The sequence below is a fragment of the Paenibacillus sp. FSL R5-192 genome (genome assembly GCF_000517845.1).
Taxonomy (GTDB): Bacteria; Bacillota; Bacilli; order Paenibacillales; family Paenibacillaceae; genus Paenibacillus; species Paenibacillus amylolyticus.
The window spans coordinates 481,224-501,053 of the sequence record NZ_ASPR01000014.1 but is presented as its reverse complement, the minus strand read 5'-3'; the positions used below and the strand labels follow the sequence as shown (position 1 = coordinate 501,053).

Below are 19,830 nucleotides of genomic sequence, written 5' to 3'. Positions count from 1 at the left end.
TATTATAAAAATGTTGTCATATTCATATACCCATTCAACTGGCTTCAGACTAGTCTGAATGAAAGATTTCTGATGGATTCTGTATATAAGATGTTACAATATGCTCAGGACAATACCCGTTTGGAAAGGAACTTGCATCTATGGCATTTGGAATTAAACGACAAGAGCTTGCTACGTGGAAGGAACAAGTGGCTCGGGGTGAGATTGCGTACCTCACTCATTTCTGGATTGACAACCGATTTCCCGGTATCACCAGTGTCACCAAAGTTGGCTGTGCAGATCTGGAACGTCTCGAACGTTGGTGCAACGATCATGGGTTGGACCCGCGATACATTCATCGGCGGCAACCCTTTCCCCACTTTGACCTGATGGGCAGCAAACAAAAAGAAATTTTGATCCAGGAAGGCTTTACGGATCATGTGGTTCGCTTTCATTTGTAATCAACTCAAAAACGCCAGTCTTCAAGGTTCATCCCTCCGCAATTAGGGACGAACTCATGAGGACTGACGTCTTCAAGGATCAAGTCATATTGTGGACTACCGGTGGATCTGCTCAAACGACTTCATGTTCTCCAGTAGTTTCAGTTCAATTTTCTTCAGCATGCCAAACATCTGCTGTTGCTCCTCTTCGGAAAGTGCTTGCAACAATTCCCAGGTCATTCGGCCGCGATTCGCATTAAGTGTCTTGGCAAGCTGCGCGCCTTCATCCGTTAAGGAGAGCCACACAATTCTCCGGTCTTCTTCACTGCGCACCCGCTGGATCAACCCTTCCGTCTCCAGTTGATTCAGTACAATGGTGGTTGCGCCGGAAGACAAACTGAGTTGTCTGGCCACATCAACCGCCATGCAGCGTTTTTCACGTAAAATCATGCCCAATATATGACTTTTTGTCGGATTCAGTTTACAGTTGGTTTCGGTCTTCTGCTGCTGATCCAATACTTTATTTTTATATCTGAAGAAGGCCTCCAACAATTGATCTACGTTTGCCAATTGAGAGTTTCGCTCCGTATCCGGGCTCATAAACGTTCCTCCTGCCTTTCATCATAACCTACCTTGTATTGTAACATATTTACACTATGATGTTTGTGAAAAATGCGCTTGTATCCGACATCCTATCGTTGACTGCAAGACTCTTGTTTTATTTTGGGTTTCGCCTATTGCATTATGGCAACGGGTTTGTTTATAATAACCTATATCTTTAAAGTTACTTTTAGTTACTTAATGATTTTAATAAATCTGTTGTTATAAAGTAAATGAAGCGTCACCATTATAATGCAAGGGACTTATGCACATGAATCAGAATACACAATCACAACTCAAAACGGATGTTTGCATCGTCGGCGCTGGACCTGGCGGTGCTTTGCTTTCTTATTTACTGAATCAAAAAGGAATCTCCACGATGCTCATTGAGCGGCAGCCCCACCTGCACAAGTCGTTTCGCGGGGAGTTGCTCAATGTGGACGGCGAAGCCATCTTAAATAAACACGGCATCTATTCCCTCATTCAGGAACGCGGAGCGCTGCTCTTGGAACAGATTCAGTATTGGGAAAATGGGCAGATTATTCATACGGTATCACCGGGCAATGGAGAATCTCATGTTGGTATTCATGTACCCCAAGATCATCTCCTGGAAGCCATCGTGTCGCATGCTCAGCAGCACAATTCAAACGAACAAGTACTATTCAATACGATTATGACCGGTTTGTTACGAGACAAGAACGGCCAGGTCGTGGGTATTAACATTCGGCAGAAGGGTGTTCCTGCCTCCATTGAAGCATCTGTAATTGTGGGTGCTGATGGCAGATACTCTGCTGTACGCAAACATTCCGGTATGACCCCGGAGATTCGTAAGCATGGATATGATCTGCTCTGGGCACGCATTCCGGCACCCGTAGGTTGGGAACCCGCTGTTCGAATGGCCAGCATGGATGGTCAACAGCTCGCACTGTTCTCACAGTTCGGCGGTTATGTTCAGATTGGATGGAACATTCCCGAAGGAGCTTACTCCAAGCTGCGAGAGCAGCCGATTGCTCCTTTTGTAGATAAACTTGTATCTGCTTTTCCTTGCCTGTCTGATTCTGTAGCTGCCAACATTCAGAGCTGGAGTGATTTTGTTCTGTTATCTGTCGAAAGCAGCTATTGCCCGTCGTGGGCACAGGACAATGTTGTACTCATCGGTGATGCCGCTCATACCATGACACCAACCGGTGCGTTTGGACTTAATGCCGCGCTCGAAGATGCGGATGTGCTCTCCGAATTACTTGTCCAAATGGCTGCAGATCAATTCAGTTCCACTGCACAACTTCAGGAACTTCAGACGATTCGCGGTGCAAAGGTACAGCAGCAACTTGCACGACAAGTGGAGATGGAATCCTCTTTCCAACAGCGTTATGAATCCTTTCTCTAAACCCAGTTAATACGGATAAAATGCCTATATGCCCAAACAGCCGATCACTTCCTCATAGAGAAGAATCGGCTGTTTGGTTTGTTGGTTTATCTTTTTTATGTAATTCCGTATCCTTCTTCATTTTCGTTTGCGTGGAGCAAACGTGTCTTCTCTGGGTGCTTCTTGTACAGTATCAACGTCCTTCGGATAGGATGAGATGTTATCTTTTTCATATACTGCTTTCTCCAGATTGCTTAAGCGGCGCAATACTTGTTTGCTTTTATGAACGATATATACAATACCAATAATCAGCAGGATCAACATCAGAATGAATATAACCATCCCCGGGTAAAAGACAAATGACATGAATCCACCTCCTTTGAAAACGATTTCTCTATATCATTCTAACCCGAATGATTCAAGATGTGAACCCGATTGGAAGTTTCGCTTGTGGAATAAGGACTAAACCACCTGACACAACGACAGGAACTCACCCTGCTGCAAAAGTAAAAAAGGTGGCATCCCTGATCAGGATTACCACCTTGAACCTCGAATAAGATTCGAAGTCTGTGATTATTATTTTATCCTTCTCTGCCGTTCATGGCACTAACTCGAAGTTCTGTCAGTGGCAGAGACGTTTGCTCTGGGTGAAGTAGTCTCACTGTTCGGCTCTCACCGGGGAGCAGATCGAAATAATTGTCACTGAATCGGACACGCCCAAGGGGAAGCTCCAGCTTCACCAATCGTGCAATCCCACCACTGGCCGTAACCGTAACAGACTGCTCCTCCTCGTTCACATGTACGCTCAATTGCGACTCTGGCATCGTCACATCCTTAGGATCGCGCAAGAAGTAACGATTACTCGGTGCCGCAAATCCTTCGGATACCAACTCAACCATTACTTCCTCCGCGCGTCTATCCTGTAACACCTCTACTTCAGTTAATTCAACAATACACCGTGAGGATTGGGATGTTACTTCAACAGCATGTGAGCTGGAGTAGATCTTCTCTCCATTCAATGCATAGACATTGAGCCGCAGCTGGCCTTTCATGACGTCCCGAGTATCGTTCACAACCCACAACGCAAGCGGCTCACATGGCTCATGCTCCAGTGACAACAGAACAGGATGAAAGAATATTTTCCCATAATAAAAGGATGCCTTCGGCAGCAGTTCATAATCAATCATGGACCAGCTTGTTCCTGGCCAACTATCGTTCAATTGCCATACAAGCGCTCCGCTGTTGCGGTGATTGATGCGCCGGAAATGTTCAATTCCATATCGTAGCCCTTCTGCTTGAGTAAGCATGGAGTAGTTCATATACTCTTCTATGTCTTGCGGAATCCCTGTGTAACCCTCCATAAGCAGAATACCTTTCTGGTGATTGGTATCTTTGTTACGATAGGCCATCTCCGGACTGCCCCAGTAAAACTGCCCTGCGGGCATATTTTTCTCCAGTGTGTAACGATTGGCCGAGGCGTGCATACCAAATTCACTGCTGAACAACGCATGATCCTTTTTATAATTTTTGAACGTTACACCTTCAATGCTGTAGTCCAGCAGCGGCGGCTCTCCATGCTTCCTTGGATAGACCGAACCATGCCATACCTGCCAATTGTGGCGATCCCCCACATCCGGGTCATTCGCATCCTGACCGTTACTGTCCCCGAACGGCGAAGAAGGCCAGTACGGACGAGACAGATCCAATCGCTCCAGCACTTCAGGGATCAGCTCATGATAGATAAGTTCACCGTAGAACGGGCTGGTAATATCTCCACTTGCAGACTTCATATCATAGAGCCAATCTATTTCATTATTCCCACACCAGAGGGCAAGCGAGGCACGGTTACGCAGACGTAAGACATTGTTTTCTACCTCTTGCCGTACATTATCCATGAAATCACGATTGAAATCCGGGAACAGTGCATTCGCGAATGCAAAATCCTGCCACACCAACACCCCTTGCCGATCACACTCATCGTAGAAGACATCCTTCTCATATATACCACCAGCCCAGACACGCAGCATGTTCATATGCCCTTCCACCGACAGCTCGACAAGCTCACGATACCGAGAGTTGGGGATGGCGCCAATCAGATGATCAGCCGGGATCCAGTTGGCACCCTTGGCATATACTTTGACTCCATTCAGAATAAAAGTAAATGCATTTTCACCCCTTTCATTGTGAAGAGCCAGCTCAATCGTTCGTAACCCATAAGGCTCGTTATAACGATCCACTTCAACGCCATTTGCGAATAATGTAACCTCCAGCATATACAGATAAGGTTCACCCAGATCATGAGTCCACCATAACTGAGGTGACGTAACGTTTAATGTGGTATCTGCTATACCACCCTCTACGGGTAGTTCAGTGACACCTGCCACCTCGTGTCCACTGCGATCCAACAGACGAACATTACAGGTCGCAACCACAGCCTGCTCACGTTTCTGTCTGCTACGGTAAGACAAGACCGACTTCACATCCGCTGTGACATGTAAGACTGCCAACTCTGAACTGACTGATTCCGTACGAGCATACACATTTTCCAGCTTGGCGATTGTTCGTTTTTCCAGCCTTACCGCACCCCAGATCCCCACCGTAACCATGCGTGGACCCCAGTCCCAGCCAAAATTCATCGCTGCTTTTCGCAACCATGGCCGTTCCTTCGTATACGAGGACCAGTCAAAGGTTTCTTTGTCCCGGTGATGCAGGTGAAGCGGATCAAACTTGACAGCAATCGCATTCCAGCCGCTGCATACCAGAGACGTTACATTAAACGTATGTGACATAAGCATATTGGCCGTTTTCCCGACCTCATGGCCGTTGACATATATCGTTGCAAACGTATCCAATCCTTCGAACACTAATTCAAAGTGCTCCTCTGTCTCTGCATCGCTCACCAGATTGAAGGTTGTGCGGTACCACCATTCCTTTTGCTCAATCCAGCGACTTTTGGCATCATTATGTCCGTAATAGGGCGGATCAATGATACTGCGCTCAACCAGTGCAGCATGTACATCGCCAGGCACTTCAGCCCCGATCCAGAAACGGTCATCCAGCGCAGCTGCTGCCACATCCATTGCCCGCTTCTCTCCAACTTCAAAATGTTGTATCTTCCATTGTCCCGATAAATCCTGACTTGAACTATAGGTCTTCATCCGTATGCCCTCACTCTCCAATAACCCTGAGTAATACCATATCGAAAACGTTTGCAATAAGGCAAGACATGTTTCCTAATCTGCTCATTTCTAACTTCCCGAAGGCTTGAACGACAACGCCTCTTCGCGATATTCACTCGGGGTCTTGCCGGTATGTTTTTTGAACAGTCTGCTAAAATATTTCACGTCCTCGTAGCCGCTGATTGCAGCGACTTCACTAACCTTCGCTGGAGACACCGCGAGCATATCCATCGCTCTTCGTATACGCATATCGGTGACAAAATCTCCGAAGGTCACACCCATTTCTTTTTTAAACAGTTCACTGAGGTGACCCGGATGTAAATGAACATGTCCAGCTACCTGCTGCAGATTAATATCCTGCGCCAATGATGATTCAATATAACCGATAGCCTTCTGCACATGGGTAGCCTGTCCCTGACCCATTCGGCTATGATAGACATGCATCAGACCATACAGATGATGGAACAACATATCCCCGAGCTCCGCAGCTTCGGCATCTGGTTCCGGCAACCAGGGCTCGAGCCTTGCGGGTTCTTCACGCCCTGTGGCTCGCATTGTGCGAGTCAGCCAGCGATGACCTGCAATGACGGCCGAGTGCAGACAAGCATTGAACGATTCTGGTGTGACCTCCGGTTCTGTAATCAGATTAGCCACAAGTTCCCGCGTCCATGTCGTTAACGTGACTGAATCATTATCCAGCAATATTGTACCAAGTCTGGTCTCCGCTTCGTGCGTAAGTACAGTTTTACCACCTTGGCGATCCTGAACGTGCTCATAATGCCATACTTTATAATCCATCAAACCCCGATATCGGAAGGCAGCTGAAGCAGTTCTATAGCTTTCGTGCAGATCTGCATATCCACGCATAGGCAGACCTACCGCTGCTCGCAGGGTGCACTTCAGTAATTGCTCCACCCGACGTAATGCACTCTCCAGCCTGAACGTAGTTTCATGTTCTACAGGCGGCCATGAAACTACACAGATAATTTGCTGTTTCTCTACATGAGCAATGGCACCAGGTAACATATCCTCCAGGGTATTCTGCACCGCAAATCGTAATAGCGCATCCGAGGATCGATCCCAACCCTCTGCTCGAAGAATAATGACTTGTCTGAGAATCTGTTCATCATCAAGGCCAACAACCCCTGCCTCTTTTCCAGCATCAGATCGCAAGAATGAAGGAAAATGGCCCGAAGCGGTGTCACCATCAATGATCCACCCGGCAAATAACCGCTCTCGATTCTCCCGCATAAGCTGGCCCTCTCTGGACTTCTCTGCCCAACGTTCCGTGATTCGCTGTTTGGCCTGTAATACGGTTTTGATGATCTCTTCCGGCTTGCTTGTTTTGAGCAGATAATCTGTAACACCTTGGCGAATCGCCTGTTGGGCATAAGAAAAGTCATCGTATCCGGACAAAATAATGACCTCCAGCTCAGGTAACAATTTCAGACCCTCTTCTGCCAGTTCCAGCCCTGATCTGCCTGTCATCCGAATATCCGTCATCAGGATATGTGGACGTTCCTCAGCCAAACGTGTTAACGCCTCCTCTGCCGAGGCAGCAGGTTGAAGAAGTTCAATTCCGAGTTCATGCCACGCGATAACGCTGGCAAGCCCTGTACGGATAATCACTTCATCATCAACAATTAATAGTCTCATGACGAACCCTCCAAGATTGGAATGGAAAACGAAATCCGGGTACCTCCCCCAACCCTGCTGTCTACTTCAAGCTGTGCATCCGCTCCATAATGGAGCAGCAGTCTCTCATTTACATTGCAGAGCCCATAACCGCCTTGGTTTAGCTGTTTTTCCGGCTGTTTTCCCTTCCATTCCCTAATGCTTATCCTTAATTGTTCCAGCATGTCCTGCTCCATGCCGACACCATCATCCAGCACCAGCACATTCATCTGTTCATTATCCGGGTCCTTGCGAATCATTATAGTGATGGTACCCACGCCTGCTTTGGGCTGAATGCCATGAATCATGGCGTTCTCAACAAGCGGTTGCAGCAATAACTTCAGCATCATTCGCTTCTCAAGCGCTGGATCTACGATATAATGCAACACAAATTGATCAGGGAAACGAATCGACTGCACACGCACATAATGGCGAATATGAGCAATCTCCTGTTCCACAGGGCAGTAATCCTGACCATTGTTCAAGCTGATACGTAGAAAATCACTTAGGCCCTCAACCATATCCGCAATCCGCTTCTCTTCAGACATCAAGGCAATCCAATGAATTGAAGAGAGCGTGTTATATAGGAAGTGCGGATTAATCTGCGCCTGAAGCACCCGAAGATCCGCTTCTTTTTTGCGAGCTTCACCTCGAATAACCTCTTCCTTTAATAACTGAATATGTGCACCGAGCAGATTGTAACTCTCCCCAAGCCTGCCAATCTCGTCATCACTTTCAGATCGAAACAGAGGAAGCGGGCGTTCCGGATCAATTCGGGACAGATGCCGGGTAAGCACACGAAGCGGCCTCGTCACACGCCGCACCGTAAACCAGACCAAGCCAGCACTGATCACAGCAGACATGGCAACGGCGCAGCCGGTTAGAATAAGAATGTACCGATTCTCGGACTTGTACTGGTCGTATGGGACTGTTCCAACCAACGTCCACCCCGTCAATTCTTCCGGATAATAGAGCAACGTCCGTTTATCGTCACCACTGCCATACGTGGTGGTTCCGCTACCGCCATCCTGAATTAACGTCGAAATCCCTGGTTCGACACCTTCCAGCTTAAGTCCAAGCCGAGATTTGTCCATCGAAGACAGAATCTCTCCAGAACTGCCGATGAGCTCCAGTCTGCCTTGCCCTCTGCCTAATCCCAGAGCCGCCCATCCCTTGGATATGGCCTTCTCATCCAGACTAATGGCTAACCAGCCGATGGGTCGATAATCATGGATACTACGGATTGGCCGAACCAATGTGATCACATTTTGAATACCCGCGTAATTCTGCACCGGGTATACCCCCGTCCATTTTTTCACTGCTTCACCGCTCGGCACTGGTGGATAAGATAAGCTTGAATTATTGGATTCATACCAGGTAGCCGTAGACAATGTGGCATCGAATCGGCTTGGATATATGGCGATGTTCGCAATATATTTCTTGGAAGCAGCCAGATTGGTCATCCTGCCCAGGATATCCACCCGGTCCAGCTCATGATCTTCATTGTGGCTAAGATACTGCTGGATGTCCCGTTCTCCAATCAGAAAAATCGATAGGTTCTCGGCATCTTGTAACATATAACGAAGATTCGCTTCCACCTGTTTCAGCGTATCCATGCCGGACAGCTTTGTTTTTTGCTCTGTAATGCGGGAAGAGATCAGAAAGGCGAACAGACCCAACGCCAGCAATGGCACAATCATTGAAGCCGTCACGACGACCGATAGCTTCCTTTGTAACGAAGATGTGAGCCAGCGTGCCAAACGTTTCTCCTCCTCTGGATGCGCTTTCGCTTATCCTTTGACAGCTCCTGCTGTCATGCCTTTCATAACTTGTTCCTGGAATATGAGATACAAGATAATGGTTGGAATGACCGATAGGGTCATGGCAGCAAGCGTTAATCCGTAATCGGTTTGATACCCATCCGCAAAGTTCGCAATGGCCAGCGGTAACGTTTTCAATCCGGTTTTGTTGATGAATACAAGCGCAAATGAAAAGTCATTCCACGCATGCAGGAAACTCAGGATCGTAACCGTTGACAACGCAGGTACAGACATGGGTAACATGATCCGGGTAAACAGCCCCCAAAGTCCTGTTCCATCAATAAAAGCTGCCTCTTCAATATCACGTGGAACACTTGTCAGATAAGCCGTAAGCACAAAAATAGCCGTAGGCAATGCAAAAGCCGTATAAGGTAATATTAAGGCCCAGTACGTATTTAGCAAGGACATCTGTTTCATTAAAATAAATAAGGGGACAAGTGTACTATGGATCGGAATGAGCATACCAACAACAAAGAAGGTCATGATCAACCCTTTCCAGCGAAACTGGAAACGAGCCAGGATGAATGAAGCCAGCGCTGCAATAAACAGCGTCAGAATAAGTGATCCCACCGATACAATTAGTGAATTGCCAAAAGCGGTTCCCAGCCTGGAGCTTTCCCATGCATTGCTGAAATTGGCAACATTCCAGTTTTCCGGCAGACCAAAGGGCCTGCTATAGAAATCTTCATTTGTTTTGAATGCACTAATCACGAGCCAGTAGAACGGATACAATGTTAAAATACCATAGACCGTTAGCAGCGTCCAAACAATTCCGCTACGTAGACGGCGAATCGGATGGCCCGAGCTGCTTTGTGGTGATGGCATGGATACAGGTGTCACGCGCATGATAACTCCTCCTCTCTATTGATTCTCTTTTCGTTTGCGACTAGTTAGCCACTGGCTTGTTCCGATCAGCAGCAGAGAGATCAGTACGATGGTTGTGGAGATCGCACTACCAAAACCATATCGGTATGTTGTAAAGGTTGAATTGTACATATACGTTGCAAGCAGTTCCGTCGCATGTGCCGGACCACCCTTGGTCATGATGTAGACCAGATCAAATGATTTCAGACTACCCGAAATACATAGAATGATCGCTACCTGAACCGTACCCCAGATTATGGGCAAAGAGACCGATACCAGTTTCCGGATTCCTGAAGCACCGTCTATTTTGGCAGCATCATGAATCTCGCCTGGAATATTCTGTAGTGCCGAGATAAAGATAATCAGATACAACCCGACAAAGCTCCAGAGCAGCGGCGGTACCAATGAGAAAATGGCAATCTTGTCATCGGAAAGCCATTGCAGCTTCCAACTTTCCAGCCCCAGAGCGTCCAGCAGAAAGTTCAATATCCCGATCTGCGGATGATAGATATACTGCCAGATCATACCGATAACGACAGTGGATAACACCATCGGCAGAAATACGGCTGAGCGCAGAAACCGCTGTAATGGATTGCTTTTGTGTAATATGACCGCCAACATCAACGCTAACGGAATTTGTCCAAACACCGATGCCAATACAAAAATAACGTTATTTTTCAGTGCCCGCCAAAATACAGGATCATGCCAGATCTCCACGTAATTATCCATACCAATATATTTGGATGCGCCGATGCCGGACCAGTTGAAGAAACCGTAGTATGCCGACCACACGACCGGTACAAATACAAACAATGCATAAATGATGACTGCCGGGGCCAGCCCCAGCATAATAAAACGCCGACTGCGCAGTGCGTTCATCTGTTCACTTCCCTTCGATAAATGCCTTTACCAACTTGCAACTGACTATTCCATTCATACTTAAAACCCCTCCCCTGCCGGGAAGGGGTTTTAACGAATGGTTACTGACTAACTGCATTGGCTTGAGCCGCCTGAATTTTGGCTGCAATGTCTTCAGCCTTGCCGCCCATTAGCAACTCTTGCAATGCATTATTAATAACCTCAACCGTTGCCGATCCCAGCTTGGAATCGTATACTGGCGTGATCTTCACTTCTTGCATCAGATCATATAATTCTACGAACAATGGATGTGCTTTGGTTTTGTCCAGATCAATCTTGTAACTCACCAATGTGCTGCTATCCAATGTGGCCTTCTGACCATCAGGTCCTGCCAGCGCATAGAACAGCTCCATCGCTGCCTCTTTTTGCGGACCGCTCAGCTTTTTACTTACACCCAACCCGGTTCCTACTACACCGGATGTTGTTCTTGGTTCACCCTGACCTCCGTCCACTGGAGGAAGAATCGTAATATGTGTGTTGTTCAACACCTCTTCAGGTGCATTGTTCACCAGATTTGCCAAGGCCCATCCGCCGTTCATGACCATCGCTGCCTTACCTTGGAAATAAAGCTGCATCATCTGTGTCTCATCGATACTGTTGAATCCATCTTGGAATGCTTTGGTGTTGCCAAGCTCCTGCATCTTGTTCAAGGCTTCAATAAATTGTGGATCGGTAAAGCTAGCACCCTCTTGTGCTGCCGCTTTCAGGAACCAGTCCGTACCGGTAATCCGATCAGCCAGTGTACTGAATATCGTTGATTGAGCTACCCAGTTGGCCTTGTTGCCAAGTGCCATGGGAATGACTTTATTTTGATTAAAAGTAGCAATCGCTTGTTCCAGTTCCGCCCATGTCTCAGGTACTTTTACGTTGTACTGTTTGAAAAGAGCTTCATTGTAATAAATGAAGGAACTTGGCGCCAGATTCATCGGCACGGAGTAGATATTCCCGTCTACGGTGTATCCGTCCAATGCATTCGGGATAAAGTTATCTTTCCACTCTGGCTTTGCGTCCAGCTCTGCATTAATGGGCTGTAACAGATCCCCTTTTACAAATTCCTTCGTCATGGCATCCGGCCACATCACGAACAGGTCTGGCATCTCGTTGGCAGCGGCCACCGTACGAAGCCGGGTTTTGAGACCATCTGTTGGCAAGCCTTCATCCACAACTTCAATATCTGGATGCGCCGCGCGAAAATCTTCAATAATTTTGCGCATCGCAACCGCCTTTGCGTCCTGTCCGGTCCAGTTGTGCCAGAGTGTGACGGTTACTTTGTCATTCCCACTGCCTCCTTCTGAAGTGTCCCCGCCAGCACAGCCAGCCAGCATAATGGAGAACAATGTTATTGCCAGGAAACCTGAAAGCCATTTTTTCAACATCTCTATAATCCCCCTCGGCGATTTGAATACACTTATTGTAAATGTTAACGCTATCATACCGTAAGGTGACGATCCACGGATGCAGGGGTGAAAAATATCGGTTCCCCTGTTTGGAATTTACTTTGCTGGCTTATTGTTCATAACAACTAAAAAGAGCCCTCACAATGAGAGCTCTTTCTTGTTGCAGCCGTTGGCTGCTTCACCCCAGGCTATATATAATGAATAAGTGCTAAATCGTATTAAATATGGATTGCGTATTATTGGATACTGTTTTTCACCAGTTCTGCAAAAGCTTCGGACCCTTGCGTAGTGAGATGTACGCCATCTTTTTCAAAATATTCGTCATGTCCCTCACTTGCACTGTTCCAGTCAATCAACGAGACATTGCTGTATTTGGATGCTGCCTCATTCAACGCCCTGTTCACCGTTCGTTCCCACGGACGAGGTACGCGCACAGTAACCAGATATACCCGATCCTCATCTTTCAGATAATCAAGCACAGCATTCAAGTTTTTGGAGTTAAAGGAACCATTCGTCCCGAGCTCCAGCACCACTTTGCTGCCCATTTGGTTGTTTTGCTTCAGACCTTCCAATACATCGCCTGCCTGCCACATCTGACGACCAACATGTCCGTCCACATACACTCCCGATATACTTTGCTCCAGATACGGTTTTGCATCCAAAATCACCGAATCTCCAATAACGGTATAATGAACCTTGCCATCCTGAGCAGGAGGAGCCGTTTCTTCATTGTCCTGAGATAAATCAGGTGCATCATCCGTATGATCCGTATTATCGGATTGATTCGATCCGGCGTCATCCGGTGTATCATTCTCGTTCGTCACGGAGTCATCAGCCGGCTTATCTTCAGACTGACCGTCCTTGCCAGCATTCACTGAATTGTCTTGTTCGTCAGGTTTTGAATCTGGAGCAGACTCTCCTGTTGGCTTCTCATTTTTCCCCGGATCATCTTTCGTTCCTGCTTCCGGTTTATGGGTATGAGCATCGTTCTTTTGGCCAGAGCCTGACGTTCCTGTAATAGCCGGCAACACATCCTGTCCCTGTTCCTCCGCTACGGAATTCTCTCCATTTAATGTGTTGGACATCGATACCGAATGGGAATCGGAGTTCGCTGCATGGGAGACCATCATCTGAGATACTGTATAGGACAACAGCAGAATCGTCATCAACAGACCTGCCCGCTTCCACCATACGTTACGTATACCGATTGATGACCGCCCTCTTCCCCATAATCGGGACCAAGAATCACGGAATCCATTGTACCGAATCGGATTTTCAATATATTTAAGGGACAATGAGGCCAGTACAACCGTTGCAGCAACCTGTAAAATGATGCGTACAGGATGTGCTCCTCCCGTATCCACCGCGGGATTGGTTAAAATAATGACTGGATAATGCCACAGATATAATCCGTAGGATCGCTCTCCGATCCAGCGTAATGGCTTCGCACCAATGATACGTGCCAGGAAAGACGATGGGTGAGCCAACACCGCTACCAGCAACGTTGTTGCGATAGCCTGAAGCACCATGCCCCCTTGATACAGAAACGGATCATATTCACTGCTGTTCAGCATCATGTAGATTAACAAAGCGAGCGCAGCAAGTCCCGACACATCGAGCACAAGCCGGTTCATGCCAGACAGAGAGTTCGATAGCTTGCGACTAGGCCACACCACGGCAAGAGCAGCACCAGCAAGCAGTGCGAATGCCCGCGTGTCTGTTCCATAATATACACGGCTCGGGTCCAAATCCGGATTATACATGATGGCCATTGCGCCAGCAGATAATTCAGCTGCGACGACAATGAAAACGACCAGCCATCCCTTTCTTTTGAACACTACGATTGCCGCGATCAGTAGAAGAGGCCATATAAGATAAAATTGCTCTTCCACAGCCAGTGACCAGAAATGTCCAAACGGTGATGGAGGGCCAAAACTTTCGAAATAGGAAACGTTGTGAAAGATATACCACCAATTGCTTATGTATAATACACCCGAAACGATATCACCACGAAGCGCAGCAAGCCGGGATGGATCTGTACAAGCCAACCAGATCATCACCACTGCTGTCATGGTCAGCATGCCTGGAAGCAAACGCCTTACCCGTCTTACCCAGAAATCACCGAGTGAAATGCGTCCATGTTCCTGCCACTGTGACACGAGAATATCTGTAATTAAATATCCCGAGAGAACAAAAAATATACCTACACCGAGCAGTCCGCCCGGAATAAAATCCAAATTCAGATGATACGCGATTACCGCAAGTACAGCGATGGCTCGCAAGCCGTCAAGTCCGTTCATATGTCTCTTACGATTTAACGATTGTGACATGCATGCCCCTCCTTGTTACTGTGAGTCAACAACATCGGTGTTGGGGGCATAAAGGAACTCCTGATCGTTCTGGTTGTCATTAACATACGTATTGCACCTTCCATCTTTCATTTACAGCATAAGAAAAGCTTCTGTTCGAAGCACGATCCGATGATGCGACATTCTGTGTGAATTCTATAATCTTAAAGAAGACGAGTTGCCTATCCATTAAGTTTAATTATTAAAATATTCTTTATATTCATTCGTGAGTTCACGTTTAGCATTATACGCCCGTATTAAGCCTTATACTTTACAGGAATAGTTACAAACGATTAAACCGATGTAACCTTTCCTGCCAGCTCATATAGCTGTAAAATCATACTCTAATTTTGTCGTTAAATATAGTACTTTTCATCGAGTGGCTAAAATTACCTGTCCCGCTTGCGCAAACCAGCATACCCACGCACACATCGATTGAAACAATTGAATTCATAACAAAAGGCTGCCGACTTGCTCAGCAGCCAATATCCATTATAAACCTATGTCAGACCGGATTGAAAGTTTTGCTCATAATTGCTTCTTCTTGCCTAGGACCCTAGAGGTAGAACGGGTGAATCTTTTCTTCTGTCCTCGCATCCATGATCCGGTATGCTGAACGCCCTGTGTACATTGGGATTTGCAACTTCTCCAGATCAACCATTCCATTCTCCAGAAAGTACTTCTGATCCTGATATCGCTGTAACACTTCGCCTGCAATCCATTCATGGTCACCATATGTCGTAATATCCATAACCTTGCATTCATAAGCAAAATAAGCATCTGTCAAAATGGGTACACTTACCTTGATTCCTTCCTCATACGGAATGCCGAATCTTGTGAATTTATCCGTATCTCTCCCACTGAACGTTCCTGCAGCTTGAATCCACTCCGATCGATGACCTGGCAGGAAATGAACACCGAATACGCCACTCTTCTCAATGAGTTCATAGGAGTATGTTTCCTTACGAAGGGAGATGCCGTATACGCCTGGTGATGACCCGATGTATGTATGCCATCCGGACGCCATCACATTCTGGACTCCCTCATGACGTGAAGTCACCACCGCTACCATTCCAGGATAAGAATAAAATATGGGTTCTTCTATCGGCTGACGCATCTAATCCCCTCTCTTCTTCGTTATAAACACAACTTTAATTATAAAGGAAAGAAACAGGTTGAAACAGCGTTTTGCAGAGGATTTCGCTATAAGCGACACATTCAGTATCATGTTATACTGAGATGGATCAATTTCTAAAAATACAATACTGGGAATGTGATAGGATATGGTCAAATCAGTCAAATATACCTCCTAAATAAAAGACATTATTCAAATTTAGGAGGTTATAACTTATGTTTAATTCAATCGTGTTAGATCAGTGGGATCGAAAGCCATACTTTGACCACTACTTGAATCAGGTCAGATGTACCTACAGCATAACTGCTAATCTGGATATCACTCTATTGATCAACGAACTGAAGCTTAAAGGATTGAAGTTCTATCCGGCTCTTATTCATATGATCTCTACGGTCGTCAATGCACACAGGGAATTTCGAACTTGTTTTGATGCCGAGGGAAGATTGGGCTACTGGGACGAAATGTCTCCGAGTTATACGATTTTTCATGAGGACAACAAAAGTTTCTCAACGATCTGGACAGCATTCCATGAAGATTTCGAGACGTTCCACAATCGACATCTGGAAGATATGAAGAATTACAAAGATCACAAACAATTTGTTGCCAAACCTAATGAACCACCAAATACTTTTCCCGTTTCCAGTATTCCTTGGGTGAACTTTACCGGATTTAATCTGAATATTTACAATGAGGGAACCTACTTGTTGCCTATTTTCACGATGGGGAAATATGTTCAACAGAACGATAAAGTATATCTTCCCTTATCCGTTCAGTTACATCACGCCGTGTGCGACGGCTACCATGCTGGTGTTGTATTTAATGAATTGCAATCACTTGCAGATCGATGCCAGGATTGGTGTTAGTTAGCTAAATGACAAAAAGGCATTTCTGACTTCATGATGGAGTCAGGAATGCCTTTCTTTTTCTCTTTTTTTCAAAAGATATTTAATTGCATTTACTGTACCCACAGTTGCTGCATGTTTTGCAACCTTCCACATTCATCAGGGATGCCGAGCCGCATGAAGGACATAAATCTCTCGATTCGGTAAAGGTTTTCTGATCCTCCACTTTTGGATACGTGCTCTCCACTTGACTCTGTTCTTGTAATGCTCCAGGTTCGTTCTCCTGCACATCGCTCTGTACATGACTTTCCAATGCTTTGGCGACTGCATCAGCAATCGATTCCACTCGATTAGCTCCGAAGCCAATCGCGCCCGAACCACCGATTCCCTTGAGATGTTTGATCAACAGTTCCACCTTGTGCCCATGATCTCCGTATCGAAGGAACAGAGAGCATACTCGACCGAGTGCCTCAGCCATGGCAAACACGTCCGATCCCGCTTTGCCCACGTTCAGGAAGATCTCACCCGGCGTTCCCTCCAGATCATTAATCGTAATGTAAGCCATACCGAATGGCGTATTGATTTTGTATGTCGCACCGCGTAGTACTTGAGGACGACTTCTATATTGTTTATCCAGCACTGTGGAAGAGGAAGGGGCTTGATCGGAAGAATGCGTTCTAACACCAACCTGGCTATTGGAAGTTCCATCACTTGCCTGCACTTCAGCATTATTCGGGTTTTCTATAGCAGATACGACTGTCTTCTCTTCAACTTCCGCCGTGTTCTGATCTTCAGCCTGGGTCGCTTCCTTCTTCGACGTGGACAACACCTGCACATCCCTGCTGCCATCGCGGTATATCGTTACTCCCTTGCAGCCAAGGTCGAAGGCCAGTTCGTACAGCTCAGCCGTATCCTCCACTGTAAAATCAGCCGGACAGTTGGCCGTCTTCGAGATCGAACTATCCACCCATTGCTGAATCGCAGCCTGCACCCGTATGTGATTCTCAGCCGACAAATCCATCGCCGTCACATAATAGTCTGGTAAAGCTTCACCCGGATGTTCATCCAGCCAATCTTGTGCGATCGGTACAAACTGTTCATCATAACCTAGACGGCTTTGACGGAAATACTTGAAGGCGAAATACGGCTCAATACCTGTTGATGTGCCCACCATCGTACCTGTACTTCCCGTTGGCGCCTGTGTGATCAGTGTGACATTTCGAATGCCCTGTTTACGAATGGCCTCTCCCACTTCAGGGTACGTCGCAACCATGTTTTTCATGAATCCACTCTGTAAGTACGGTTCAGCTTCGAAAGCTGGGAAAGCTCCCTTCTCTGCTGCAATCTCTGCCGATGCCAGATAGGCCTCCTTCGCCATGAATCCATACAGTTTATCCAGAAAAACAAGGGATTCAGGACTGCCGTATCGAATACGCAGCTTAATCATCAGCTCCGCCAGTCCCATTGTGCCAAGCCCAACCCGGCGTTCACGCTGCTGATTCAGTCTATTTTCCTCAAAATGATATGGTGTTGCATCGATGACATTGTCCAAAAATCTAGCCGAGATGCGAATGGTTTCCGCCAGTTCATCCCATGCCACATCATGATTTGTTTCATCGTAGAATTTGGACAGATTGATCGCAGACAGATTACATACACCCCAGCCAGGCAGGCCTTGTTCCCCGCACGGATTAGTACAGATAATCGGATTGAAGTACCAGCTGTTGGACATCTGGTTGTAGTACTCCATGAATACCACACCAGGCTCTGCCGATTTCCAGGCTGATTCAATAATGGTATGCCAGATTTCGCGCGCCTTCAGTGTACGATAGTGCACCACCGAATGACCTGCGGCTTTCCATTGCTGCATATCCCCGTTCCACTCGGTGTCGTAGTCCGGATCGTTCGTATCGGGGAAAACCAAGTCCCAATCTCCGTCCTGCTTGACAGCCTCCATAAATGCGTTGCTCACACATACAGACAGATTGGCATTGGTCACCTGCCCCATCGTTTGTTTCACGGTAATAAAATCAAGCACATCTGGATGCCAGTCATTCATCATCAGCATGAGCGCACCCCGGCGGCTTCCGCCCTGTTCAATCAGTCCAGTCGTATAACTGAACAATCCGCCCCACGATACGGAACCGCTGGATGATCCGTTGACACCTTTCACCACCGCTCGGCGAGGACGCAAAGAGGACAAATTAATGCCAACACCTCCCCCACGTGCCATAATCTCCGTCATCTCGGTCAAAGTCTTCATGATTCCACCCCGACTGTCTTGCGGAGACGGAATGACATAACAATTGAAGAGTGTCAACTCGTCGCTTGCCCCCGCACCCGCAGCAATTCGGCCTCCGGGTACTAACTTCCAATCTTCCAACACAGAGCGGAACTTGGACTCCCACGTTGCCCGCTGATCGGCGGTGGATTCGACAGAAGCCATCGCTTTGGCAAGACGGTCCCACATCTCTTCCGGAGTTTTTTCTATGTTGAGTGTCAATTTCTCCACGTTTGTCTCAATCATTTCTCCGCTTCGAGTCCTTACCTGTACAATCTGACCCTTACGTTCTATGATTTCGCCCACTTCCTTGGTTGGGAACTTGGGATCATCCTTCGTTAATACCAATACCACATCTCCGACCTTGGCATGATTCGAATCAGCGTCCTTCCAGGCGTATCGGTCCAGAAATATTTTTTCGCTAAGTCCTTCTAATTGATGCGATCGTTGGTTTGATTTCATCGCTACATTCAACCTCCCCGGTATAAAGCTCCATTTTCACTATAAGAGTAAACTATGATAAAACACCACATATAGTGATACAAAACCAGTATATTACACCATATATTGATTTTCCATGCGACTTTTATCATAGTCCATCTTCATAGACTCCCCATACTCGGACAAGCTTCTTCACACACCCTCATACGCATGAATACGACATCTGTGAATTTTTTGGCACAGAAAAAACATGTGCCTTCACTAAATTTCTGGGTTCAATATAAGTTAAACTAATCATTTGCACGTCAACGGAGAGGACAGAAAAAACCTGAAAAAGCGAAGCGTTCGCCTAAAAGCTTTCTGAAAGAAAGCTGCATCGAAAGCATACGCTATCCCCGGATTTCCCCTCCAGAAAAGGGAATCAAAGAAATCTGGGGATAACAGCGATTGGAAGGTTATTCTGTCATCGGAGTGACAAGTGTAAATATTCCTTATTTGAACCCACATAGTTATGAACTGACTCTCATTCGTCCATACTATTACCTA

General features: G+C 46.7%; 14 protein-coding genes. 3 read left to right on the top strand and 11 right to left on the bottom strand.

The window, feature by feature from the left end; genetic code table 11:
- The first annotated feature begins 140 nt into the window (after positions 1-140).
- On the top strand, positions 141-440 hold the full coding sequence (locus C161_RS10640; protein WP_036670200.1) for a hypothetical protein: 300 nt from the start codon (positions 141-143) through the stop codon (positions 438-440).
- A 96-nt stretch (positions 441-536) separates the two neighbouring features.
- On the opposite strand, the gene C161_RS10635 is transcribed toward C161_RS10640, so the two are convergent.
- A complete protein-coding gene (locus tag C161_RS10635) occupies positions 537-1,019 on the bottom strand; it encodes a MarR family winged helix-turn-helix transcriptional regulator (protein ID WP_036609579.1) in 483 nt (160 codons plus the stop codon).
- 271 nt (positions 1,020-1,290) lie between these two features.
- Here C161_RS10635 and C161_RS10630 point away from each other — a divergent pair, with 271 nt between their 5' ends.
- Entirely contained in the window at positions 1,291-2,406 is a 1,116-nt protein-coding gene (locus tag C161_RS10630) for an FAD-dependent monooxygenase (protein WP_036670199.1), read from the top strand.
- Between the two features lie 117 nt (positions 2,407-2,523).
- Here C161_RS10630 and C161_RS10625 read toward each other — a convergent pair whose 3' ends face one another.
- The 9 genes from C161_RS10625 to C161_RS10585 form a co-directional block, all read right to left on the bottom strand.
- Positions 2,524-2,751: a hypothetical protein gene (locus C161_RS10625; protein ID WP_036670197.1), complete on the bottom strand. Its 228-nt coding sequence runs from the start codon at positions 2,749-2,751 to the stop codon at positions 2,524-2,526.
- Positions 2,752-2,966: 215 nt separating this feature from the next.
- On the bottom strand, positions 2,967-5,543 hold the full coding sequence (locus C161_RS10620; RefSeq protein ID WP_036670195.1) for a beta-mannosidase: 2,577 nt from the start codon (positions 5,541-5,543) through the stop codon (positions 2,967-2,969).
- Positions 5,544-5,633: 90 nt separating this feature from the next.
- Positions 5,634-7,220: a helix-turn-helix domain-containing protein gene (locus C161_RS10615; protein ID WP_036670193.1), complete on the bottom strand. Its 1,587-nt coding sequence runs from the start codon at positions 7,218-7,220 to the stop codon at positions 5,634-5,636.
- Positions 7,217-8,998, bottom strand: a complete 1,782-nt coding sequence (locus C161_RS10610) for a cache domain-containing sensor histidine kinase (RefSeq protein ID WP_036670192.1) — start codon at positions 8,996-8,998, stop codon at positions 7,217-7,219. The genes C161_RS10615 and C161_RS10610 overlap by 4 nt, the downstream gene beginning before the upstream one ends.
- A gap of 30 nt (positions 8,999-9,028) precedes the next feature.
- Entirely contained in the window at positions 9,029-9,883 is an 855-nt protein-coding gene (locus C161_RS10605; protein WP_235193817.1) for a carbohydrate ABC transporter permease, read from the bottom strand.
- 36 nt (positions 9,884-9,919) lie between these two features.
- Positions 9,920-10,801: a carbohydrate ABC transporter permease gene (locus tag C161_RS10600; protein ID WP_036609591.1), complete on the bottom strand. Its 882-nt coding sequence runs from the start codon at positions 10,799-10,801 to the stop codon at positions 9,920-9,922.
- A 101-nt stretch (positions 10,802-10,902) separates the two neighbouring features.
- Positions 10,903-12,216 (bottom strand): extracellular solute-binding protein, encoded by a 1,314-nt coding sequence (locus C161_RS10595; RefSeq protein WP_036670188.1) that lies wholly within the window; start codon positions 12,214-12,216, stop codon positions 10,903-10,905.
- 257 nt (positions 12,217-12,473) lie between these two features.
- Positions 12,474-14,567 (bottom strand): acyltransferase family protein, encoded by a 2,094-nt coding sequence (locus C161_RS10590; RefSeq protein ID WP_036670186.1) that lies wholly within the window; start codon positions 14,565-14,567, stop codon positions 12,474-12,476.
- Between the two features lie 574 nt (positions 14,568-15,141).
- Positions 15,142-15,702 carry a flavin reductase family protein gene (locus tag C161_RS10585; protein WP_036670183.1) on the bottom strand — a complete coding sequence of 187 codons (561 nt, stop codon included), beginning with the start codon at positions 15,700-15,702 and terminating at the stop codon, positions 15,142-15,144.
- Positions 15,703-15,935: 233 nt separating this feature from the next.
- On the opposite strand from C161_RS10585, the gene catA reads away from it, so the two are divergent.
- Positions 15,936-16,583, top strand: coding sequence for a type A chloramphenicol O-acetyltransferase (catA, locus tag C161_RS10575; RefSeq protein ID WP_036670176.1), 648 nt, complete (start codon positions 15,936-15,938; stop codon positions 16,581-16,583).
- An 82-nt stretch (positions 16,584-16,665) separates the two neighbouring features.
- Here the strand turns inward: catA and C161_RS10570 are convergent, their stop codons facing one another.
- Positions 16,666-19,305, bottom strand: a complete 2,640-nt coding sequence (locus tag C161_RS10570) for an adenosylcobalamin-dependent ribonucleoside-diphosphate reductase (RefSeq protein WP_036670175.1) — start codon at positions 19,303-19,305, stop codon at positions 16,666-16,668.
- Positions 19,306-19,830: the final 525 nt, after the last annotated feature.